Source organism: Mycobacterium ulcerans subsp. shinshuense (assembly GCF_002355775.1).
GTDB classification, from domain to species: domain Bacteria; phylum Actinomycetota; class Actinomycetes; order Mycobacteriales; family Mycobacteriaceae; genus Mycobacterium; species Mycobacterium marinum.
This window is the reverse complement of the sequence record NZ_AP017624.1, coordinates 1,075,418-1,098,489: the sequence shown is the minus strand read 5'-3', so window position 1 is coordinate 1,098,489 and position 23,072 is coordinate 1,075,418. Positions and strand designations below refer to the sequence as shown.

14 protein-coding genes and 4 pseudogenes are annotated in these 23,072 nt (G+C 68.9%); 6 read left to right on the top strand and 12 right to left on the bottom strand.

Translation table 11 applies throughout. The features are described 5' to 3' along the window. The first annotated feature begins 2 nt into the window (after positions 1-2). The 4 genes and pseudogenes from SHTP_RS05215 (at position 3) to SHTP_RS05200 (ending at position 7,226) form a co-directional block, all read left to right on the top strand. The gene (locus tag SHTP_RS05215) at positions 3-776 is read left to right on the top strand and encodes an enoyl-CoA hydratase (RefSeq protein WP_011738585.1); all 774 of its coding nucleotides are present in this window, start codon (positions 3-5) and stop codon (positions 774-776) included. Positions 777-787: 11 nt separating this feature from the next. After that, positions 788-2,532: pseudogene (locus tag SHTP_RS29675) on the top strand (alpha/beta hydrolase). 251 nt (positions 2,533-2,783) lie between these two features. Next, positions 2,784-4,541: pseudogene (locus SHTP_RS05205) on the top strand (PE family protein). A 219-nt stretch (positions 4,542-4,760) separates the two neighbouring features. Further along, positions 4,761-7,226 carry a PE family protein gene (locus tag SHTP_RS05200; RefSeq protein WP_096369980.1) on the top strand — a complete coding sequence of 822 codons (2,466 nt, stop codon included), beginning with the start codon at positions 4,761-4,763 and terminating at the stop codon, positions 7,224-7,226. Between the two features lie 32 nt (positions 7,227-7,258). Here the strand turns inward: SHTP_RS05200 and SHTP_RS05195 are convergent, their stop codons facing one another. Next, on the bottom strand, positions 7,259-7,642 hold the full coding sequence (locus tag SHTP_RS05195; RefSeq protein ID WP_096369979.1) for a rhodanese-like domain-containing protein: 384 nt from the start codon (positions 7,640-7,642) through the stop codon (positions 7,259-7,261). Continuing rightward, positions 7,642-8,217, bottom strand: a complete 576-nt coding sequence (locus SHTP_RS05190; protein ID WP_096369978.1) for a cysteine dioxygenase — start codon at positions 8,215-8,217, stop codon at positions 7,642-7,644. Before SHTP_RS05190 ends, SHTP_RS05195 begins: the two co-directional genes overlap by 1 nt. Positions 8,218-8,341: 124 nt before the next feature. Here SHTP_RS05190 and SHTP_RS05185 point away from each other — a divergent pair, with 124 nt between their 5' ends. Further along, complete coding sequence (locus SHTP_RS05185; RefSeq protein WP_172900504.1) at positions 8,342-8,809, top strand: lipoprotein LpqV; 468 nt, start codon at positions 8,342-8,344, stop codon at positions 8,807-8,809. A gap of 102 nt (positions 8,810-8,911) precedes the next feature. Continuing rightward, entirely contained in the window at positions 8,912-9,976 is a 1,065-nt protein-coding gene (locus tag SHTP_RS05180) for a patatin family protein (protein WP_012395960.1), read from the top strand. Here SHTP_RS05180 and SHTP_RS05175 read toward each other — a convergent pair whose 3' ends face one another. From SHTP_RS05175 to SHTP_RS05130, 10 genes and pseudogenes are all read right to left on the bottom strand, one after another. Further along, positions 9,977-10,846 carry a patatin-like phospholipase family protein gene (locus SHTP_RS05175; RefSeq protein ID WP_020786220.1) on the bottom strand — a complete coding sequence of 290 codons (870 nt, stop codon included), beginning with the start codon at positions 10,844-10,846 and terminating at the stop codon, positions 9,977-9,979. A gap of 23 nt (positions 10,847-10,869) precedes the next feature. Beyond that, complete coding sequence (locus SHTP_RS05170) at positions 10,870-11,742, bottom strand: class II glutamine amidotransferase (protein ID WP_096369977.1); 873 nt, start codon at positions 11,740-11,742, stop codon at positions 10,870-10,872. Positions 11,743-11,774: 32 nt separating this feature from the next. After that, complete coding sequence (locus tag SHTP_RS05165; RefSeq protein ID WP_096369976.1) at positions 11,775-12,248, bottom strand: SRPBCC family protein; 474 nt, start codon at positions 12,246-12,248, stop codon at positions 11,775-11,777. A 148-nt stretch (positions 12,249-12,396) separates the two neighbouring features. Next, a complete protein-coding gene (locus SHTP_RS29670) occupies positions 12,397-14,874 on the bottom strand; it encodes a PE family protein (RefSeq protein ID WP_096369975.1) in 2,478 nt (825 codons plus the stop codon). Between the two features lie 437 nt (positions 14,875-15,311). After that, positions 15,312-16,316 carry a formylglycine-generating enzyme family protein gene (locus SHTP_RS05155; RefSeq protein ID WP_231991291.1) on the bottom strand — a complete coding sequence of 335 codons (1,005 nt, stop codon included), beginning with the start codon at positions 16,314-16,316 and terminating at the stop codon, positions 15,312-15,314. Further along, on the bottom strand, positions 16,309-17,205 hold the full coding sequence (locus SHTP_RS05150) for an HAD family hydrolase (protein ID WP_096369974.1): 897 nt from the start codon (positions 17,203-17,205) through the stop codon (positions 16,309-16,311). The genes SHTP_RS05155 and SHTP_RS05150 overlap by 8 nt, the downstream gene beginning before the upstream one ends. Further along, positions 17,206-18,690 (bottom strand): annotated as a pseudogene (locus SHTP_RS05145) (arylsulfatase); the annotation flags it as partial. An 18-nt stretch (positions 18,691-18,708) separates the two neighbouring features. After that, complete coding sequence (locus SHTP_RS05140) at positions 18,709-19,911, bottom strand: ISAs1-like element IS2404/ISMul1 family transposase (protein ID WP_420872939.1); 1,203 nt, start codon at positions 19,909-19,911, stop codon at positions 18,709-18,711. 333 nt (positions 19,912-20,244) lie between these two features. Next, positions 20,245-21,303 (bottom strand): annotated as a pseudogene (locus SHTP_RS05135) (NAD(P)H-dependent amine dehydrogenase family protein). A 107-nt stretch (positions 21,304-21,410) separates the two neighbouring features. Further along, on the bottom strand, positions 21,411-23,042 hold the full coding sequence (locus tag SHTP_RS05130; RefSeq protein WP_015356932.1) for a fatty acid--CoA ligase: 1,632 nt from the start codon (positions 23,040-23,042) through the stop codon (positions 21,411-21,413). Positions 23,043-23,072: the final 30 nt, after the last annotated feature.

The following is a 23,072-nucleotide window of genomic DNA, read 5'->3' as shown; positions in this document are numbered from 1 at the left end:
TCATGAGCTACGAAACCATCCTGGTCGAGCGCGACCAGCGAGTCGGCATCATCACCCTGAACCGGCCACAGGCCCTCAACGCGCTCAACAGCCAGGTGATGAACGAAGTCACCAGCGCTGCGGCCGAGCTGGACAACGATCCCGGCATCGGGGCGATCATCATCACCGGCTCAGCCAAGGCATTTGCCGCCGGAGCCGACATCAAGGAAATGGCGGACCTGACGTTCTCCGAAGCGTTCGACGCCGACTTCTTCGCCGCCTGGGGCAAACTGGCCGCCGTCCGCACCCCGACCATCGCCGCGGTGGCCGGGTACGCGCTCGGTGGCGGTTGCGAGGTAGCCATGATGTGCGACCTGATCATCGCCGCCGATACCGCGAAGTTCGGCCAACCCGAGATCAAACTCGGCGTCCTGCCGGGGATGGGCGGCTCACAGCGGTTGACCCGGGCGATCGGCAAGGCCAAAGCCATGGATCTGATCCTGACCGGACGCACCATCGACGCCGCCGAAGCGGAGCGCAGTGGTCTGGTGTCACGGGTGGTGCCGGCCGACGACCTGCTCACCGAGGCAAAGGCGGTGGCCACCACCATTTCGCAGATGTCGCGGTCAGCGGCCCGAATGGCCAAGGAAGCCGTGAACCGCACGTTCGAAGCAACCCTGGCCGAGGGACTTCTCTACGAACGTCGCCTCATCCACTCCGCCTTCGCGACAGCCGATCAGTCCGAAGGGATGGCGGCGTTCATCGAGAAGCGCCCGCCCAATTTCACCCACCGATAGGTGACGCACCGATGAGCGACATGGATTCCGCAACCAGTACCGACGCCAGCGACGAAGCGGCACCGGCGGCCGACGAATCGGTTGAGACTTCCGGCAGCGGGGAAACCGCCGCGCCGAAGACGACTCGCAACGCCTGGTGGGTTCGCCACTACACCTTTACCGGCGGCGCGGTCGGCTTGATTTTTCTGTGGTTTTCCATGGCGCCATCGCTGCTGCCCCGCGGCCCACTGTTTCAGGGTCTGGTCAGCGGCATCTCCGGGGCAATCGGATACGGCCTGGGTGTTTCGCCGTCTGGCTGGTCCGATACATGCGCTCCCAAGACGACAGCCCACCGCCGCCCCGCTGGGTGTGGCCGCCGCTCATCGCGGTCGGCGGGGTTGGCATCGTGCTCATGGCGATCTAGTTCCACTTCTGGCAGGACGATGTGCGCGACCTGATGGGCGTTGTACACCTGAAGTGGTACGACTACCCGTTGACCGCGGTGGTATCGCTGATCGTGCTGTTCGCGTTCGTCGAAGTCGGTCAGTTCATCCGCCGGCTGTTCAGTTTTCTGGTTCGCCAGCTCGACCGGATCGCACCATTTCGCCTGTCGGCGACCATCGTGGTGGTGCTGCTGGTAACTCTGACGATCACGGTGCTCAACGGTGTGGTGCTCAAGTTCGCGATGCATTCCATGAACAGCACCTTCGCCTCGGTCAACGACGAGTTGGATCCCAATAGCGCACCGCCGAATACCGCACTGCGATCCGGAGGACCGCAGTCATTGGTTTCGTGGGAATCCCTGGGGCATCAGGGCCGGGTCTTCGTCGAGGGTGGGCCAAGCCGGGCCGATCTCACCGCGTTCAACGGTTCCCCCGCCACCGAGCCGATCCGGGCCTATGCCGGGTTGAACTCGGCGAACGGGATCATCGCGACCGCGGAGCTGGCGGCGCGGGAGTTGCAGCGCACCGGTGGTCTGCAGCGCGCGGTGGTCGCGGTCGCGACGACCACCGGAACCGGCTGGATCAACGAGGCGGAAGCCTCCGCGCTCGAGTACATGTACAACGGCAATACCGCGATCGTGAGGATGCAGTATTCCTATCTGCCGAGCTGGCTGTCGTTCCTGGTGGACAAGGAGAACGCCCGACAGGCCGGCCAGGCCCTGTTCGAGGCCGTGGACAAGCTGATCCGGCAGATGCCGGAGTTTCAGCGCCCCAAGCTCGTCGTATTCGGCGAGAGTTTGGGTTCCTTCGGCGGCGAAGCACCGTTCATGAACCTCAACAACATCCTCGCCCGCACCGACGGGGCGTTGTTCAGCGGACCGACGTTCAACAACACCGTCTGGACCGAGCTGACCGCCAACCGCGATCCCGGTTCCCCGGAGTGGTTGCCCATCTACGACGACGGCTACAACGTGCGGTTCATCGCCCGCGCCAGTGATCTGCAGCGCCCGGACGCGCCGTGGGGCAAACCGCGGGTGGTGTATCTGCAGCACGCCTCCGACCCCATCGCGTGGTGGACGCCGGACCTGCTCTTCAGCGAGCCGGACTGGCTACGCGAGAAACGCGGCTATGACGTACTGCCCCAAACGCGGTGGATCCCGTTGGTGACCTTCCTGCAAGTGTCTGCGGACATGGCGGTGGCCGTGGACGTTCCCGACGGGCATGGACACCGCTACGTCAGCAACGTCGCCAACGGCTGGGCCGCGGTCTTGTCGCCGCCGGGCTGGACCCCCGAGAAAACCGAGCGGCTACGACCGCTGCTGCGCGCCGACTAGCGGCTGCGGCGTAGGACGCCGATCGGGCCGTCCCAGCATCGTCTCGCGGTGAGACGCGACCAGTGGCCGCAGGGTGTCGTCGCCGCTGGTCGCGCCACCCGTGGTGAGACAACCGCACGCCCGGGGTTAGAGGGTCCCCACTCAACTTTTCACGATGCCACCCATTCCGCACATACGGCCCTGACCTGTAGATTAACGTGGCCCAGTTCGTCTGGGACTTCTCCGCAATGGGTTGATTAGGTGGGTGGGCTGTGTCGTTTGTGAATGTGACTCCCGAGGCGGTCGCTGCGGCGGCGTCGGATTTGACGGGGATCGGGTCGGTACTTGGTGAGGCCAATGCGGTCGCGACGAGGGCGACGACGACGGTGCTGGCCGCGGGCGGAGATGAGGTGTCGGCGGCGAGCGCCGCGCTGTTTTCCTTCCACGGTCAGAGCTATCAGACACTCGGCGCGCAAGCCGAGGCGTTTCATGCCCAGTTTGCGCAACTGATGGCCAACGGCGCGGGGACCTACGCCAGCGCCGAGGCCGCCAACGCCGCGCCATTTCAGGGTCTGCTCGGCGCCGTCAATGCGCCCGTGCAAACCCTGACCGGACGGCCGCTGATCGGCAACGGCGCCAACGGCGCCCCCGGTACCGGAGCCAACGGTGGCGCGGGCGGCTGGCTGATCGGTAACGGCGGGGCCGGGGGCTCGGGTGCGCCCGGGCTAAACGGCGGTGCCGGCGGGGCGGCCGGGTTGATTGGTACCGGAGGCGCCGGCGGGGCCGGCGGGAGTTCATCGACGGTCAACGGTGGAGTCGGCGGAACCGGCGGGGCCGGCGGTTGGCTGTTGGGCAATGGCGGCGCGGGCGGTGCGGGTGGCGCCAGCGCGATCCCGCTCGGCCCGGACCTCATCGGCAAGGGTGGCGCCGGAGAGGCCGGCGGGTCCGGCGGGTTGTTCGGTGCTGCGGGGCGGGCGGGGCCGGCGGGTTCGGCGGTAGCGCCGGTGGCGCCGGGGGTCAGGGCGGGGCTGGCGGGCTGTTGTCCGGTTTGGTTGGTGCTGGCGGCGGCCACGGCGGTACCGGCGGGTACGGCGGCGGTGCTGGCGGGGCCGGCGGCAACGCGGGCCTGCTGGCCGGTACCGGCGGGGCCGGCGGGTCCGGTGGGGCCGGCGGGCAGCTGGGCGCTGGCGGAACCGGCGGAACCGGCGCGATCGGAGGATTCAGCGGGCTATTGGCATCCGGTGACGGCGGTGCCGGCGGGGCTGGCGGGGCTGGCGGGGCCGGCGGGGCCGGCGGGCTGCTGGGCGGCCTGGTCGGTGCCGGTGGCGGCGACGGCGGGGCCGGCGGCACCGGCGGATTCCACGGGGATGCCGTGACTGGGACTGCCGGGGCCGGCGGGACCGGTGGGGCCGGCGGCGACGCCGGACTGCTCGGCGGTCCCGGCGGGGCGGGCGGCACCGGTGGGACCGGAGGTCCCAACATCGACGCTGGCGGGGTATTGGGTGCACCCGGAAATAGCGGCGCCGGCGGGGCCGGCGGCAACGCCGGGACGCTGTTCGGCAGTGGCGGTGTCGGTGGTGACGGCGGCAGCGGCCACGGCACTGGTGGAGACGGTGGCGGGGGCGGCAACGCGGGGTCTGTTGTTCTCCGACGCCGGTGGCGGCGGGTTCGGCGGGTTCGGCCTGGCCGGCGGCGGCGGGACCGGTGGGTCTGGTGGCGATGCCGGCTGGCTGGGCAGCGGCGGGGCCGGCGGAGCCGGTGGAATCAACGTCAACGGCGACGCGGGCGCCGGTGGGGCCGGTGGTACCAGCGGCCAGTTATTGGGCGACGGCGGCGCCGGCGGCGCGGGCGGTGAGGCCGAGCTGGCCGCAGGTGGCGCTGGAGGATCAGGCGGGGTTGGCGGCGACGCGGTACTGATCGGGGCGGGCGGCAACGGCGGCAACGGCGGACCGGGCACCGCCAAGGGCGACCCGGGATCCGGCGGGGCCGGCGGGCTGCTCGGCGTGGACGGGCTCAACGGCTTGTCCTGAGGCCGCGCGGCGGTACGCGCCGCAACCTGGATGCGGCGCCGAGCTCGGGCGGCTCCATACACCAACGGGCCGATGTAATCCCCCACGACCGTCACGATTCGTGCTGACCAATTCGGTGGAAACACCGCGTTCCTCATTGCCATTGTGGTCGACTTTGCCCAGCACAGGTGTTGGCGAGCGCCGGTCGGGTAGTCGGTCGACGCGGTTGGGAGGTCTCCCATGTCGTATGTGATCGCAGTGCCGGACCTGGTGGCCGGTGCGGCATCGGAGCTGGCCGGGGTGGGCTCGACACTGAGCACCGCCACCACGGCCGCGGCCGCTCAGACGACAGGGGTGCTGGCCGCCGCTGGAGATGAGGTCTCCGCGGCCATCGCGGCGGTGTTTTCCGCCCACGGCCAGAGCTATCAAACCCTCAGCGTACAAGCCGAGACGTTTCATGCCCAGTTCGTGCAGGCGCTGAGCGCCGGCGCGAGCGCCTACACCCAGGCCGAGGCCGCCAGCGCCTCACCGCTGGCGGGTCTGCTGGCCGCGATCAACGCACCGGTTCAGTCGTTGACCGGGCGCCCGCTGATCGGCAACGGCGCCAACGGGACCCCCGGGACGGGGGCCGATGGAGCCCCGGGCGGCTGGCTACTCGGTGACGACGGCGCCGGCGGATCCGGCGCACCCGGGCTAAACGGCGGCGCCGGCGGGGCCGCGGGCCTGTTGGATTCCGGGGGTGCCGGCGGCGCCGGCGGCAGCTCTACATCCGCCAACGGGGGTCCCGGTGGTGCCGGCGGGGCCGGCGGCTGGCTCTCGGGCAACGCCGGAGTCGGCGGGGCCGGCGGGGCCTCGACCGTCGCCAACGGTGGTGCCGGCGGCGCCGGTGGTGCCGGCGGGTTGTTGGGCGGCGGCGGGCTCGGCGGGGCCGGCGGGGCCAGCACTAGCGCTACCGCCAGCGGCGGGGCCGGCGGCCAAGGCGGGGCGGCCGGGCTGCTGTCCGGGTTCGTCGGCGCCGATGGAGGCCACGGCGGCGCCGGCCCCGCCGTCGGCGATGGCGGGCCGCTGGCCGGGGCCGGCGGCTCCGGCGGCACCGGGGGTAGCGGTAATGCGGGCGGGGGAGCCGGCGGCGCCGGCGGCAACGCGGGCCTGCTGTTCGGTGATGGCGGCGTCGGCGGCACCGGCGGCACCAGCGGTCAGGGCGTAGGTGGGATCGGCGGCGATGGCGGTAGCGCGGGGTTGCTGTTCTCCAACGGCGGTGCCGGCGGCGCCGGCGGCAATGGCGGCGGCACCGGCGGGGCAGGTGGTGCCGCCGGTAGCGGGGTGTTGATCGGCAACGGCGGCAACGGCGGTATCGGCGGGGCCGGCCCGACTCCGGGCGGCAACGGTATCGGCGGGACCAGCGGGCTGCTGCTGGGGCTGGACGGCTTCAACGCCCCGACCAGCACCTCACCAATTCACACCCTGCAACAACAGGCCCTCAATGCGATCAACGCACCCATCCAGGCCGCGACCGGACGCCCGCTGATCGGCAACGGCACCCCCGGGGACGCTGGTAGCGGAACCGACGGAACACCCGGCGAATGGCTACTCGGCGACGGCGGCGCCGGCGGATCCGGTGGCACCGGCCTCGACGGCGGCGATGGCGGGGCCGCCGGCCTGATGGGCACCGGCGGCACCGGCGGTGCCGGTGGATGGGGTGGAACCGATGAAATCACCGGCGGCACCGGCGGCGCCGGCGGCACCGGCGGCGCAGGCGGGTGGCTCTCAGGCAGCGGCGGGATCGGCGGTGGGGGCGGCGCCGGCGGGTACGGCGGCGCCATCACCCCGGGCAACGGGGGTGCCGGCGGCTCCGCCGGCGCGGGCGGGGCCGGTGGGCTGTTCGGCGGCGGTGGAACCGGCGGGGCCGGCGGAACCGGCGGACCGGCCGGACTCGGCGTGTTCGTCGGCGTGCCCACCTTCGGCGATGGGGGCGGTGGCGGGGCCGGCGGGGCCGGAGGGGCTGGCGGCCTGCTCAGCGGCCTCGTCGGCGCTGGCGGCGGCGACGGCGGCGCCGGCGGCCAAGGTGGGATTGGGTTCGGAGGATCCGGCGGGTCCGGCGGAGGCGGCGGGGTCGGCGGCAACGCCGGACTCCTCGGCGGCCCCGGCGGGGCCGGCGGGTCAGGCGGGGCCGCAGGACCCGCGCTATTCGGGGGCGCGGTTGATGGAACTGCCGGAGTCGGCGGCGCCGGCGGCAATGCCGGGCTGCTGTTCGGCAGCGGCGGCGCCGGCGGCGACGGCGGATTCGGCCCCGGGGCCGGCGGGACCGGCGGCCGGGGCGGCAACGCCGGGCTGCTGTTCTCCAGCGCCGGAGCCGGCGGATTCGGCGGATACGGCAATACCGGCAGCGGCGGCACCGGCGGTGCCGGCGGCGCCGGCGGAATCACCATCGGTGGCACTGGCGGCACCGGCGGGGCCGGCGGCACCGGCGGGGCCGGCGGCACCGGCGGTCAGCTGCTGGGCGCCGGCGGGGCAGGCGGCGCCGGCGGCCAAACCGACCCGCTCGGAGGCAGCACCGGCGGATCCGGCGGAGTTGGCGGCAACGCCGTGCTGATCGGCACCGGCGGCAACGGCGGCAACGGCGGAACCGGCACCGCCAAGGGCACCCCCGGAACCGGCGGAACCGGCGGGCTGATCGGTGTCGACGGGCTCAGCGGGGCGTCGTAACCGACCACGACCGCATTAGACCCCGCAGGCTCCTAGCCGCTCAGCGCGGTCAGCACCCCGGCGGCCACCAGCGCGTGATAGCCACCCACCACGTCAGTTGACCGGTGCAACCCGAGGTCCAGCAGTGCCGCCGCCGCGAGGCTCGAGGTGTACCCCTCCGAACACAGGATCACCCACTCGACATCGTCATCGACCGCCTGCGGCAACCGCGCGTCGCTGGTGGGATCGCAGCGCCATTCCAAGACGTCGCGTTCGATCACCAACGCCGCGGGCACCTCGCCCTCCCGGGCGCGCTGGGCCTGCGGCCGGATGTCGACCAGCACCGCACCGCGGCGCAGCGCGTCCGGCACCTGGTCGGCGGGCAGCCGCGGATAGCGGTTGCGGGCGTCGTCGAGTATCCGGTCGATTCGGCTCATCAGTGCTTCTCGGGGTGGTCGGTCAATTCGGTGCGCTTGCGGCGCAACGTATTGCGGTCGGTGACTTCGTAGTAAGACATGGCCGTCAGCGGCGGCGAATACGCGTGCACGCTCAGGGTGGGCGGCAGCGGCGCCGCGATCGGCTCGGCGGCCGGGCGCGGCGCCCAGACCACGTCGTGCACCCAGCCCAGCGGGAATCCGGCCTGATCCCCGGCGTCAAGGCGGCGGCGGCGTAACCGCGTGCCGTCCCACCGAAATTCATTGAGCGATCCGGACAGCACGGTCAGCGCCCCGAGCGAGCCGCCATGGTCGTGCAATTTCGTCGCGTGACCGGGCACCCAGCTGATCAGCCAAACGTCGAGTTCGTCGTCGCCATGGACGCGGGTGAACCAGCGCCCGTCGTCGGGCACGCCCCCCTCCGGCAAAAGGTGATCGCAGCGACCGCTGAGCACGTCATCGGCGACCTGGTCGGTCGCGTGCAACAGGTCGGGCACCCGAAGCCGCGTGGGTCCCGGTGCCGGGGACGTGACGGTCTGGGGGCGAGAAGACGTGACAGAGGACTGGCGAAGAGGCATGGCCACGGAAGGAGTTCTCCAGAGTGTGAAGTGGATCGGGCAAGCGGCGGCACGTCAGGGCCGACAACACTCCAAACATCCGAGGCACTTCATCACGCCGCACAGTGTTGCATAAATTGGCACCATGCGCCCACACCGTCTCTTTTCCCGACCGCGCCACCAGTGCTGGGAGGTGTGCGCACCACTCATCGTCGCGGCGGGCGTCTCGGCCCTCGCGGGCTGCTCCACCGATGCCAGCAACGGCACGGCCACCACGTCATCCGGGCCGTCCGCCAAGACCACCGCACCGCCGGTTAGTTCGCTGGCGCCCGGCGCCGTCGGCGTCTCACCGACCGGCGTGACGACTCGCGTCGACGTCCCCGCAGAGTCGACCGAAGAGGAATATTTCCAGGCCTGCCATGCCGCGAAGGTGTGGATGGACGCCCAACCAGCCACCGAGCAGCCGCGGATCGAGCCCTACCTGGCCATGGTTCAGGCATCCGAATCCGGCGTTGCCGGCACCTGGAATATGCGGTGGGCGGATCTGAGCCTGCTGCGCCAGGCGGCGGTGATCGTCGCGGCGGCGGCGGCCGCCAACAACGAATGCGGATAGCGGCCGCTACCGCCGATTCGAAGCGCTGCGCAATTGCGATCAGCGATGCACGAAACTCCCGTCCGATTCGATCCCCTCGGGTAGGCCGCGCAGAATGAAGGGATGACCGGGCCAATCGCCGTGCGCACGCACGGATCATCGTCGACCCGGGTGGCCTTGGCGCTCGGCAGCGGCGGCGCGCGCGGCTATGCGCACATCGGGGTGATCGAGGCGTTGCGCGAGCGGGGCTATGAGATCGCCGGGATCGCCGGTTCGTCGATGGGCGCCGTGGTCGGCGGACTGCAGGCGGCCGGGCGCCTCGGGGAGTTCAGCGACTGGGCCAAGTCCCTGAATCAGCGCACCATTCTGCGGCTGCTCGATCCGTCGATCACCGCGGCGGGGGTGCTGCGAGCCGAGAAGATTCTGGACGCCGTACGCGACATCCTCGGACCGGTCACCATCGAACAACTGCCGGTCCCCTACACGGCGGTGGCGACCGACATTCTGGCGGGCAAATCGGTCTGGTTTCAGCGCGGCCCGCTCGACGAAGCCATTCGCGCTTCCATCGCCATCCCGGGAATCATCGCCCCCCATGAGGTCGACGGCCGTTTGCTCGCCGACGGCGGCATCCTGGATCCGCTGCCCATGGCACCGATCGCCGGAGTCAACGCCGACCTGACCATCGCGGTGAGCCTCAACGGCAGCGAAAGCGGCCCCAGCCGAGAAAGCGAGCCCGGTGTCACCACCGAGTGGTTGAACCGCATGGTGCGCACCACCTCCTCGATATTCGACGCCACGGCCGCCCGGTCGCTGCTGGACCGGCCGACGCGGGCGGTGCTGAACCGCTTCGGCGCCGGGTCCCCGGACCAGGACTCCTGGCCGGAAGACGCCCAGATCGAGGCCCCCGTGCCGGAGCGCGATGACGGCGGCTACACACCCGGACTGCCCAAAATGGGCAGTTTTGAGGTGATGAACCGGACCATCGACATCGCCCAGTCCGCACTGGCGCGCCATACGCTGGCGGCCTACCCCGCCGATCTGTTGATCGAGGTGCCGCGCTCGACCTGCCGCAGCCTGGAATTTCATCGGGCAAGCGAGGTGATCGCGGTGGGCCGGGCGCTGGCTAACCGCGCCCTGGACGCACTCGAGTCCGCGGACCAACCCGCGACGCCGGCCATCGAGGGCTGATCACAGCCCCAAAAACGCCGCGACGGCGGACGCCTCGCGCCGGCCCTGCGCCCGCCCGGCCAGCGCCGAAGCCTTGCGGCAACACGGATCCAGCGGATTGGCCCCGAAGGCGGCCAGCGAGTCGTCGTCAGCAAAGACGCCCAGCGACGTCCCGGCGAATTCCGCCACCTCCGCGGCGGACCCGCCGCCGAACGGCGACGGCGCGTCGGCCCCCGTGGGCACCAACACCACCGCCACACCGCAATCGTCGGCCACACCGAGGTTGACCAGACTGGCCACCCCGCCATCCATGTAGCGCCGGCCCGCAATGGTCACCGGCGGCCACGCCCCCGGGACCGCGCAACTGGCCGCCACCGCATCGACGAGTTCGACCCCGGAGTCACGATCGAATGCCACCAGCTCGCCGGTGGACACATCGATCGCGGTGACCCGCAGCGCGCGGTCCGGCCAATCGTGGCAGGGCAGACGCGCAGCGATCACCTCGCGGCGAACGGACTCGGACACGGTTTCGGTGGCCAGCGCCACCGCCCCGATTCGCTGCAGTCGCAGCCGTATCTTGTCGACGCCGGGGATTCGCGGCTCGCGCAGGGCGTCCAGGAAAAGTTCAGTGATGACGTCGATGTCGACGCCCGGATCAAGCTCGGCCGACTGCTCGGCGATCTGCCGGTCGAACAGCGCATCGAGGCTGGTGCCGCTGCTGATCTGCGCGGCCACCGCCGAACCGGCCGAGGTACCCACCAGCACGTCCGAATCCAACAGCAACCGTGCCGCCGCCGGCGACTCGTCGGCGATGCCGAGCAGAACACCTGTCTCCCAGGCGATTCCCGCCAGTCCTCCGCCAGCCAATACCAGTGCGCGTTTGGGTGCCACGCCCAGTCAGTCTGCCAGCCCAGTCAGGCCGGCGGGTGCAGCGCCTCTTGGACCTCCGGACCCAAGTCGGCGAGCCGCAGCCGATGCCGGGGTGGGTCGGGCAGCGCCAGGCTTCGGGTGATCCGCAGGTCGACGTCGACGTGTACCAACTCCCCCGGGTCCAGCAGGCGCCAGCGCGGGTCGTCGTCCATCGGCTGGCTGGCGAACACCACCGACGGCCGGGTGCGCAGGTGCTCGGAACGCGCGCGAATCCGCTTGGTGCGCAAGTGGAACTCGCGCCTGGAGGCCGCCGCACCATTACGCCGGTCCAGGATGTAGAGGTTGTGCGACTCCGGGTAACGCAGCGCCCACATCCCGGTGGCGGTGCTGAGCAAGACATTGACCGCATAGATCGGCACGTTGGCGGCCAGCCACCCCATCGCGTCGAGCAGACCGGCGGACACGCCGCCGTCATGGGTGCGGATCGCGGCCGTGATCAGCGCGAAAACCCGCCCGGAGTCGGTCTGCCCCTGCACCAGACCGGCGGTGCCCACCTCCCGCAACCGGGTGTCGAGCAATTCGAGATCCCCCATCGTCCCGTTGTGCGCGAAGATCCGGCCGTCCTGCAGAAACGGGTGGGTGTTGACCACCGAGTGCGATCCGGCGGTGGCATAGCGCACGTGAGCGATGAAGGTCGTGCCCGTCATCTCGTGCGCCTCGGCGGCAAAGTCGGCGTCCTGCCACGCCGCTATCGGCTGCTTGTGCAGTTCGGGCCGGCCCCGGTCGTCGAACACGCCCAGACCCGTCCCGTCGGGGTTTCGCTTGCTTTGGGCGGCAAGGCTATCCGGGGCGTTGAGCAACCAAAACGTGGCGGTGACGCAGTCCCGTCCCGCGTGCAGGCCAAAGAGTCGGCACATGACGTCGACGGTAGCTGGAGCTAGACGCGTGCTCAGCGCGTCAGCAGCGCGGACAGGTTACGTAGCGCCCGACGGGCGTAGCCCTTCCACAACATCCCGAACACCGGTAGCGCCGGCGCGGCCAACGCAGACTTCGGATGAATGGTCCAGCGCCAGGTGATCTCGGTACCGCCGTCCGCCGGAGTGAAGATCCATGCACCCACCACCTGGCCGACCAGCAACGCCATCGGGCCTTTGATGTCGGAGAGCCGGTAGCCGAATGATCGGGGCGAGTCGAGGCTGGTCAACTCCTCGTGCACACTGCCGCCGCCGACCATGAAAAGTTTGCGTGTCTGGCCCGCGGCGTCCCAATCACCGGTTTGGTCGCGGACCTCTTTGATCGGTGGGATGGGCCCATACCAGTGGTTGAAGACTTCCGGCAGCGGCGCCGGCAGCGTGCCGCGGAACGCTTGGTCGCCGCGGACCGGGATGACCAGCGATTGCTCGACGACGATAGGTGTTGCCATTGGTAGTCGGGGTCACCGGCCCGATTGGCCGGCTTGCCCCTGCCCCCCTTCGCTGCGTCGGGTCGGCCGTGACGTGATCGATGAACTTCCGGCTCTACGCAGGGCGGCGCTGCACCGCCGATCCCGCGGCGCCGCTGTCCCTGCCTGGCTACAGCGCGCTGCTGGCGCCGGAGCCGCCGGCCTTGCCTTCGGCCCCGTGCTCACCTGGGATGCCGCCGGAGGCGCTGGGGGCGCCGCCGCCACCGCCCTGGCCGCCGCCGCCACCACCCCCGTTGGATCCGCCGTCCCCGGCGCCTTCCCCACCGTTGCCGCCGTCACCACCGGTGCCACCGACACCGCCAGTTCCCCCGGTGCTGCCGTTGCCGCCGTTGCCGCCGCCGGTGCCGAAGAAGCCGCCTTCACCGCCGTGCCCACCGTCACCACCGGCACCGCTCTGGCCGCCGACGCCACCGGTGCCCCCGCCGGTGCCTCCGATGCCGCCCTGGCCACCGGTGCCGGCGCTGCCGCCGTGCCCACCGCCGCCGCCGATGCCGCCCGGGCCAGACGCGCCACCGGCCCCGCCTGTACCGGCCGCGCCGCCGGCTCCGCCGACACCGCCGCTACCCACGGCACTCCCGCCTTCGCCGCCACCGCCGCCTTCGCCGCCGATGCCGCCCTTGCCGCCGCCACCCGCCGCACCACCATCGCCCACATTGCCGCCGGCCCCGCCCGTGCCGGCGGCACCACCAGCTCCCCCGGTACCGCCGACCCCGCCGCCGTCACCACCGACCCCGCCGACACCGCCCTTGCCGCCGGTGCCGCCTTGGGCGCCGACACCCCCGGTGCCGGAATCTCCATCGTCAGCACCGGCACCGCCCGTTCCGCCGCCACCACCGGCCCCGCCGGTGCCACCGGCACCCCCGCCGACACCGAGGAAGCCATCGCCACCGTTGCCGCCGGCGCCGCCGTCGCCGCCGGTGCCACCCTGCTGGGCCGCGATGGCCGGTTCAGTGGGGCTGCCCACCTTGCCGATACTGCCGACGTTGCCGTCACCATCGGCGCCGCCTTGTCCGCCCGCACCACCAAGTCCGTTGCCGCCCGCCGCGCCGCCGTCGGTTCCGGCGCCAGCAGCACCCGCGTGTCCGCCGGTGCCCCCGGCCCCGCCGTCGGCGCCGTCGCCGCCGGTGCCGGTGTTCTGCCCGCCCGCCCCGCCCACTCCGCCGACACCGCCAGTGCCACCGTTGCCGCCTTGGCCGCCGCCCACACCGCCGATACCAGCACCGCCGGCGCCGCCCTGGCCGCCGCCGCCGCCATCGCCACCCTTGCCACCGTCGGTGGGGGTAGCCGAGTCGGTGCCAGCTACGCCAGCACCACCGGCACCGCCCGTGCCGCCGGCACCGCCCGCTCCAGCGGAGCCACCTACCCCGTCGGCGCCGCCGCCGATGCCGCCGGTACCTCCGTCGCCTCCGACATAGCCGACGCCGCTGCCCGTCGAATCGACGTCCCCGACCCCACCGCTACCCCCGACGCCACCGCCACCGCCGGCCCCCGCGTGACCGGCCGTGCCCAGCAAACCGGCCGCACCACCAGCCCCCGATGCGCCCCCGTCACCACCCAGACCGCCGTCCCCACCAGCGCTATTCCCACCCGCGCCGCCGACACCACCGGCCCCGCCGGTGCCGCCATCCCCACCGGCTCCGCCCGCGCCGAGCAGGAAGTGATGAGCTCCACCGGCACCGCCGAGCCCACCAACACCGCCGGTGAAACCCATCTCACCGGCGGCGCCGGTGTCACCGGTGCCGCCGCATCCGCCGGCGCCACCCCTTCCACCGACCCCACCGAACAAGGAGTTGTTGGCCCCGCCGACACCGCCGGCTCCGCCAGCGCCACCGTCCGTACCGAAGCCCACGCCGGTGCCACCCTCGCCGCCCGCACCACCGGCCCCGGGCCCAAACCACCAGCGCGTTGAGCTGCCACCGTTGCCGCCGATCCCCCCAGCGCCCCCACCGGCACCACCGACACCACCGGCGCCGCCCACCCCGCCCGCACCGAACAACCACCCGCCGCTACCGCCGGCCCCGCCGTTGCCGCCCACGCCACCGGCCGCCCCCGCACCACCGGCTGCACCGGCACCACCGCTACCGAACAGCCCCGCCGAACCCCCGGCCCCGCCCGTACCGCCGACCGCACCCGACCCGCCATTGCCGCCATTGCCGATCAGGATCCCCCCGTCCCCGCCGGCCGCCCCGGTCCCCGCCGCACCGTTGGCGCCGTTGCCGATCAGTGCCCGCCCGAACAACGCCATGGGGGGCGCGTTGATCAGACCCAGCAGATCTGTTTCCAAGGACTGCAACGATGACGCACCGGCGGCCTCGGCGGCGCCGTAGGCGCCCGCTCCCGCACGCAATGCCTGGACAAACCGCTCGTGAAATTCCGCCGCCTGCACGCCGAACGCCTGGTAGTCGCGGCCGTAAGCACCGAAAACCCGCGCGATGGCCAGCGACACCTCATCTCCCGCTGCCGCCATCAGATCGGTTGTCGAAGCCGCCGCCGCCGCCGTGTTGGCCGACCCGACCAGCGCCCCGATGTCGTTCAACTCCCCGGCGGCCACCGCCATCAGCTCGTGCGCGGCGAATACGTACGACATCGGTGAACCTCCAAACGGCCCATGCCTGCGACATGGGTCCTGTGGTGCGGCAGGTGCCGTACGGGCGATGCTCTGCAACAACGGCAATTGCAATCACAAAACGCCTGAAAGCGACGTTTTAAAATCGCGTCTTTTCCCTCCAACTACACCGGAATTCAAAGGCAGTGTCAAGCCTCCCGGAATTCATTTTCGGATTAATTAGGAATTCAGTTTTCGGCGAATTGTTCACCCCGGTAGGTCGCTGCAGCGCAAGGCACACCCCATCACCATCACGTTGCGAAACCAGCCCGCTAAGCCGCCACCGTAGCGTGGTCATATTTGTAGCGCGACGACGGGATTCACCCGAGCAGCAGCATCGTTGCACCTCGGCGGCAGCGCCTCGCCCCGGCCCACAAAGCGGCAAAGTCGCATTGTCATCTTTGTGCCCGAATTCCAGCCTACGCCAACCGGGGCGGCCATTCCTTCTGCCGCCACTTTGCAGGCATCATTTTCACTTTCAGAGCCGGATTCTTGCCATTTCCAACCCGCGACTGGCCGCCATTCCCAAAAGACGGTGTCGCCCAGTCGCGTCCTACGCAGCGAAATCCAATGTGGCTCATGCCCGTATCGATCGGCTGTGGGCGGCGAGCGGCCGGCCGGTAGCGACGGCAATAGCTGTCGGCACACAGGAACGAGCCGCCCTTGACGACCTTGCGCGGCACCCGGAACTGGGGTTGTTGGGGGTCATAGCTATCGGCCTCGGCGGCGGGCCGGGCCGAGGGGGTGTCGATGTACCAGTCCACGGTCCATTCCCAGACGTTGCCGGCCATATCGAATAGGCCATAGCCGTTGGGCTCGAAACTGCCCACCGGGCTGGTGCGCCCGTAGCCGGGTTCGGGTCGCCACGGGAAGTCGCCATGCCAGAAGTTCGCCAACCGCTGCCCCGGCCGCTCCGATTCTTCACCCCAGGTATAGGCCGCACCGGTCAGCCCGCCGCGGGCGGCGACTTCCCATTCGGCCTCGCTGGGCAGCGCCAGCCCCGCCCATCCGGCGTAGGCGTGCGCGTCCTCGTAGGCGACGTGCACCACCGGATGATCGGCCCGTTTGGCGATCGACGAATGCGGGCCCGCGGGATGGCGCCAAGAGGCGCCGGGAGTCCACGTCCACCACAAGCTGAGGTGGCGCAGGTCGACGGGGCCAGCGGTGCGGGTGAACACCATGGAGCCCGGTTGCAGGTTCTCCGGCGGCGCGCCCGGATAGTCCGCCGGGTCCAGCGGTCGCTCGGCGACGGTGAGATAACCTGTGGCGTCGACGAATTCGGCGAATTGAGTATTGGTCACCTGGTGCGCTTGGATCCGGAAGGCGTTGACGTCGACCTGTCGCAGCGGGCTCTCCTCGGGGTAGTGCGCCTCGGACCCCAGCACAGCGGTCTGGGCGGGGATCCGGATCAGATCGTCAGTCACCGAAGACGGTCGCCCAGTCATTTTTGATGCTGGACACCACCCAGCCCGACGCGGCGGCCTGGTCGAGTGCCCGTTCGGCCCCTGCGGTGTAATCGAATTCGCGCTCCGTGTCATCGTGGCGAACCAGCAGCCGCAGCGCGGATCCGCCAGGTGTGTCGGCAAATTCGAGCATTTCGATATCCCCGTTGGAGTTGCCGGCAGCGAAAATCGGACGGCGCCCGATTCGGCTCCATAACCGCACCGGTTTCATCGGACCGTCGTCGAGGAATTCCGGCTGCGCGGTGGTGAACAGGCTGCCGTCGCGATAGATCAGCCCCACTGAGCTGCCCACCACCCGCTCCGGCGGAATGTCGTAGAGCGCACCGGTGATCGGGCGCATGAAGTCCCGGCCACCTCCGGAGACGATGTAGTTGGTGAATCCGTTGCCGGCCAGGTACTGCAATAACTCCACCATCGGCAGGTACCCGCATTCCCGATAGGGACGGCCCAGAGTCGGGTGTGTCGCCTCGGCGAAGAATGCCCGCACCCGGCTGGCGTGTTCCTCGACAGTAATCGCCTCATGCGCGGAAAGTATTGCCCCAACAAGAGGTTTCAGGTCGGTGTCATCACCTTGGTAATACTTGGTGACGGCGTCACCGATCCAGCGCAGGTCATCCTCGTACACCGCCTTGTAGGGCTGGCGCTCCCGCAACGACGGGTCAGCCGCAACCTGCTCGGCGAACCGGCGGACCAGGAAGTCCAGCTGGATATACATCGGCTTCTCACACCACAGTGTCCCGTCGTTGTCGAACACCGCGATACGTGCCTCGGGCTCCACCTCAGCGACGGTCTGATCGACAAAATCGACGATCGCCGCCTTGGTGGGGCCGTCGTTCCAATGCACGAGCATCTAGTCCTTTACGATCGCCTGCAGCTTCTCCACGGCCTGATCGATCGTGAAGCTGGCCGGTGGATGCCGCGGCGGAAACTCCTTGAATGTCTCGAGGAATTGCGTGCATATCGCGGTGCCGTAGAAGGCGATGAAATCGTGGTCGAGGAACCAGTCGTAGTAGGTGTTGGATGTAATGTCAGCCCGCTCAAAAGGATCGGTGCGAAGATTGAAGATCTTGGGCACCCGCAGCGGAACGAATGGTTCGGCCCAGACCTGCAGCGTCCCCTGGCAGCGCTGTTCTTGGAAGACGATCTTCCAGTTGTGGAAACGGATACCCAGTACATCGCAGTCGTCGGAGAAGTAAATGAACCCCTGGCGCGGACTCTCTTCGACCTCACCGGTCAGATACGGCAGCAGGTTGAAGGCATCGAGGTGGACCTTGAACTCCTTGTCGTCTCCCCTGACGCTGATCTTGTGGCCCTTCTTCAACTTTTCGATGATGTCGGGCTCGCCGGCGGCCGCCAAGAAGGTGGGCAACCAGTCGTGATGCTGGATGATCTCGTTGGAGACCACGCCCGCGGAGATCTTGCCCGGCCAGCGAATCATCTCCGGAATGCGGAATGCGCCTTCCCAGTTGGTGTTCTTCTCACTGCGGAAGGGGGTTGTTGCGCCGTCGGGCCAGGTGTTGGCGTGTGGGCCGTTGTCGGTGCTGTAGATGACGATGGTGTCCTGCGCGATGCCCAGTTCGTCCAGAGCATCAAGGAGCTGACCGACGTTTCGGTCGTGGTCGATCATGGTGTCGTGGTAGGGCGACTGCCACACCCCGGCCTGGCCCACGCTTTCCGGCTTGGTGTGAGTGCGCAGGTGCATGTGGGTCATGTTCATCCACACAAAGAACGGCGTGTCCGCCGCGTCCTGCCGTTTGATGAAATCCACACAGGCCTCGGTGGTTTCGTCATCGATGGTCTCCATGCGCTGTTTGGTCAGCGGGCCGGTGTCCACGATGCGTTGCTTGCCCACCGGCCCGTATTTCGGGTCGTCGGGCTCGTCGGAAACCTCCTCGGTGGCCCAACACCGGAGAACGCCGCGCGGCCGGTTCAACTCGGCTAGCACCGGAAATCGATCGCTTTTGGGATAGTCCGGCAGCTCTGGCTCTTCCTCGGCATTGAGGTGGTAGAGGTTTCCGAAGAATTCGTCGAACCCGTGCACGGTCGGCAGGTGCTTGTTGCGGTCGCCGAGGTGATTCTTGCCGAACTGCCCGGTGGCATAGCCAAGTGGTTTGAGCAGGTCGGCGATGGTTGGGTCCTGGCCCGACCAGCCGATGTCGGAGCCCGGCATTCCAACCTTGCTCATGCCGGTGCGGTACACGCTCTGCCCACTGATAAACGCCGCACGGCCTGCGGTGCAGCTCTGCTCCCCGTAGGCGTCGGTGAACCGCATGCCTTCGTTGGCGATCCGATCGATGTGCGGCGTGCGATATCCCATCAAACCGTCGCTGTAGCAGGGCTCCGGCGTTGTTGATTAGCAGGCTTGTGAGCTGGGGAATTGTGGATTGAGGAGGTCTAGGCGGCGGTTGGCGGTCAAAGCGGTGATCCGGCAGGCTTCGGCGATGTTGTCGGCGCCGTTGAGGCGGTGCAGATTGATCGCGGTGTTGCGTAGCGTTGCTAGGACCTGTGCGCCGTTTCCGGTATGTGCCCTTTGACGGTCTTCGTCGAAGGTGACGTCGCGCATCCAGTGCAGGCTGTTCTCGATTCCCCAGTGTTGACGCATCCAGGCCATGATCGCGGTAGGGCGGGCGTGCTCGAACGGCAGGCTGCAGATGGCATAGACCACCTCCACGCTGCGCTGGTCGATGGCGGTGATCAAGCGTTCACGAGTGATCCGGATGATTTGTTTTGCGTAGGGGAAGCCGATTCCTCGTGCAGCGGTGATGATTTGCAGGGTGCGGGTCTCGACACGGCCGTGGCCGCGGGAGTCGTCGGTAGCGGCTGCGGGCACCTCGGCCCAGGGCAGCGCGGTGATACGCGCAAGTATTTTGGCTTGGTTGGACTTGACGATCATCAGATAGTGCGACTTCAAGGTGGCGCAGATCAACTTCGCGGTGACGACCTGGGTATGCATCGCATCCACGGTGACCAGCCACCGCAAGCTACCCGGCAGCAGCGTGAGCAGGGCACGTACGCAGGGAATTTCATTGCTTTTCTCGGCGACAGCGAGTTGACCGAGCACCAATCGGGCACGGTGGGCGAACACCGACACGAGATGCGTGGCTGTCGCTTTGGCGCGTAAAGCACCACGCAGCATCTTGCCGTCCAACGCGATCGGCACCAATCCACTGGGATCGCTGCTGGCCACGTGTGCAGTGAAGTAACTGCCCATCCTGGCGTTGAGGTCGGCGGGGTCTAGCCGAGACAAAACAGCGCGGAAGGTCTTCTCACTGGGCCGCCGGAACCGGACCCCTAATTGGGCCAACACATCATCGGGAGCGGTGGGCGCCCATGTGGCAAAACCAGCATAGCCGCGCATCCCCGCGGCAGTGGCCAGAACCGCGATCGCCAACAAAGCCATCAGCGAATACCTCCGACCGCGCGGGTCCCTCGGGTCTGGCACCGAGGCCAACACATCGAGAAACTCCGATCCGATGAGCTCGCTGCGCACACCAGGACTCCAGCGGTCGAACACCTCTGGAACCGACGACACAGGCAATACTGAAACGGTAGGCACGGGCAACTCCAGACCAACGACGAACAGTAACCAACTCGATCGTTCTCCAGATAGCCCGTGCCTACACTCCGGCCCCAATAGCGCGGCACCAAAGATCATCAACCCAGCTCACAAGCCTGCTAATCAACAACGCCGGAGCCCTGGTCGCTGTAGCAGCTGAGATTGGTGATGCCGATGTCGTCGCCCCAAATGACAAGGATGTTGGGTTTTCCGTTGGCCATGAATCGCAGCCTACGTAAATCCGTGGCGCAATGGCACCCCTCGCGGGCGTGTCGACACGGGTCGGCTCACCCGTCATGCCCGAGGCCGACGAGCGCCCCCCGCGGCGACCGATCAGCCAGACAGCTCGGGTGCGGCCCGGCCGGTGATCAGCGGCAAGTCGAAGAAGCTTTGGATGCCCGCCGGTGCCGCGCAGGTCGCCGGGACGGCGTTAACGCAGTGCGCCGCCGTGGCGACGATTCCCGGGTTGCTCTGCAAACCCGCGGCCACACTGTCGGGCTGCTACCCCTTGATGGTGACAAAGGCGTCGGGATGTCCGCGCACCTCGATCTCGTAGCGCTCCCCGGCGGGGCCGAAAGACCGTGGAGGGTCTAGGTTTTCCTCACCCATCAGCCAGTTCACGGTGATCTCGACGACCGCCGTGTCGCCAACCACGGCCTCCCAGTGGAAGCGGCGCCCCGCCACCTGGCCCGGCTCGATCACTCCGATCGGCGATTCGATCGGCGCGGTTGCCACCGCCACCTCTTGCGAGGTGCGGATCTGCGGGTCGGCGGCAAAGCCGAGGCGGTCCACGCAGAGCCGGACCGACTGCATGAAGCCGCCGTCGAGCAGCTTTTGCATCGGCCCGGTCAGCGCACTGTCCGGGCTGCCCCCGAAACCCATCACATAGCGCAGCACGTCCGGCGCACCGTAGGTGCGTAAGTCGGAAAACTCCTCGGAGCGAACGAAAGTCGCGCCGGTGGACATCACCGACAGCAACAGCGGGAACAGTTCGGTGGCCGCGCCCGGGCCGATGCCGGCACCGTGCAACGTGACGTTGCCGGACTGCGCAGCGACTTCGAGTGGGGCAGCTTCCTTTTCGGTCGGGTAGAACCAGCCCAGCGGCGTGACCACGTTCTTGCCCGAATGCAGCAGAGCCGCAACCACATCGACGCTGGGCATCAGCGGCGCATAGATCACCGCGTCGGCGTCGAGTGCGAGAATCTCGTCGACGCTGTTGGTCGTGATCACGCCCAACGGCGGCGTCCCGATGATCTCACCGACGTCGACGCCGCTCTTGGCCTCCGAGTACACCCAGCAGCCGACGAGTTCGAGTTCGGGATGCTCGAGAACACCTTTGATTGCGGCAACACCGACCGACCCGGTTGCCCACTGCACGACTCGCAGGCCCATGACCCCACCTTCCTCGCGCTTCGTTGCGCTGGCTCGCTGCCTCTGGCGAGCAGACACAGAATCGCACGATTGGCGCCGAGGCTATGCGAGTCTGTGTCTGCTCGCGCTCAGTTGTGCACCTCGGTGACCTGGTAGACGCCCTCCGCATAACCGGCCCTGATGGTCTTCTTGTCGTACTTACCCACACTGGTGCGCGGAACCTGATCGGCAAATGCCCACCGTTCGGGCAGCCACCATCGAACAACCCGGTCCGCAAGGAACTTTCGCAACTCCGCGGCGCTGACCGTGGCCCCCTCGCGGCGAACCACGACGGCCAGCGGCCGCTCCTGCCAGCGCTCGTCGGGGACGCCCACCACCGCGGCCTCGACCACATCGGGATGAGCGATCAGACAGTTCTCCAACTCCACCGAGGAGATCCATTCCCCGCCGGACTTGATGACATCCTTGGCCCGGTCGGTCAACGTGATGAAGCCCAGCTCATCGATGCGCCCGACATCGCCGGTGCGCAGCCAGCCGGAATCGAACTTGGACTGGTCATAGCCCAGGTAGTAGGCGCCGGTGATCCACGGGCCGCGGACCTCTACCTCACCCACGGCCTGGCCGTCGTTGGGCAGCGCCTCGCCGTTGTCGTCGACGATCCTGGTTTCCACGCCGCACACCGGCTGGCCCTGCGTGGACCGGATCGCCCAGTGCCGATCCGGCGGGGTTCCCGGCGGCGGCCAGGCCATGGTGGCCAACGGCGACGTTTCCGTCATCCCCCACAACTGCCGGATTTGGACGCCGTACTTTTCTTCGAACGTCCGCATCAGCGATTCCGGAACCGCCGAGCCACCGCAGGCCACCAGCCCCAACGAGGACACGTCGTGGCCGGGATTTTTCTCCAGGTAGTGCATGACGTCGTTCCAGATGGTCGGCACCGCGCCGGCCCGGGTGGGGCGCAGGTTCTCCACCATGTGGACCAGCGACCTGGCGTCGAGATGGCGGTCGGGTAGCACCAGATCCGCGCCGGCCATCAGTGCGGCGTAGGGCAGCCCCCAGGCGTTGGCATGAAACATCGGCACGATCGGCAGCACCCGATCGCTGGATCCCACGCCGATACCGTTTGCGGTACAGGTCGCCATCGAGTGCAAAAAGCTTGAACGATGGCTGTATACAACACCTTTCGGGTGTCCGGTGGTACCGCTGGTGTAACACATGGCGGCGGCGGAGTTCTCGTCGATGTGCGGCCAATCGAACTCGGTCGATTGGCCGTCGAGCAGCTCGTCGTAGCGCAGCACGGTCTTGCCCGACTCTTCCAGCGCCGCGGTGTCCCCCTCCCCGACCGCGATCACCGTGTGCACGGTGTCGAGGTTGGGCAGCACTGGAGCCAGCAGGTTGGTCAAGGACAGGTCGACCAGGACCACCTGGTCTTCGGCCTCGTTGGCGACGTAGGCGATCTGCTCGGCGAACAGTCGGATATTGAGGGTGTGCAGTACCGCCCCCATCGACGGCACCGCCAGGTAGGTCACCAGGTGTTCGGCGTTGTTCCACATGAACGTGGCCACCCGTTGGTCACCGGAAATGCCCAGTCCGCGCAGCGCGTTTGCCAGTTGGGCGGCACGCTGTCCAACTTCGCGATAGGTGGTCTGACGGTAGGCGTCACCGGTCGCGGTGATCACCTGCCGCGACCCGTGAACGCCACAGCCGTGGCGCATGATCGCGGTGATCGTCAGAGGAAAATCCTGCATCGTGCTGTACATCGATGTACCGCCTTACGGGTCCCGGCGCAG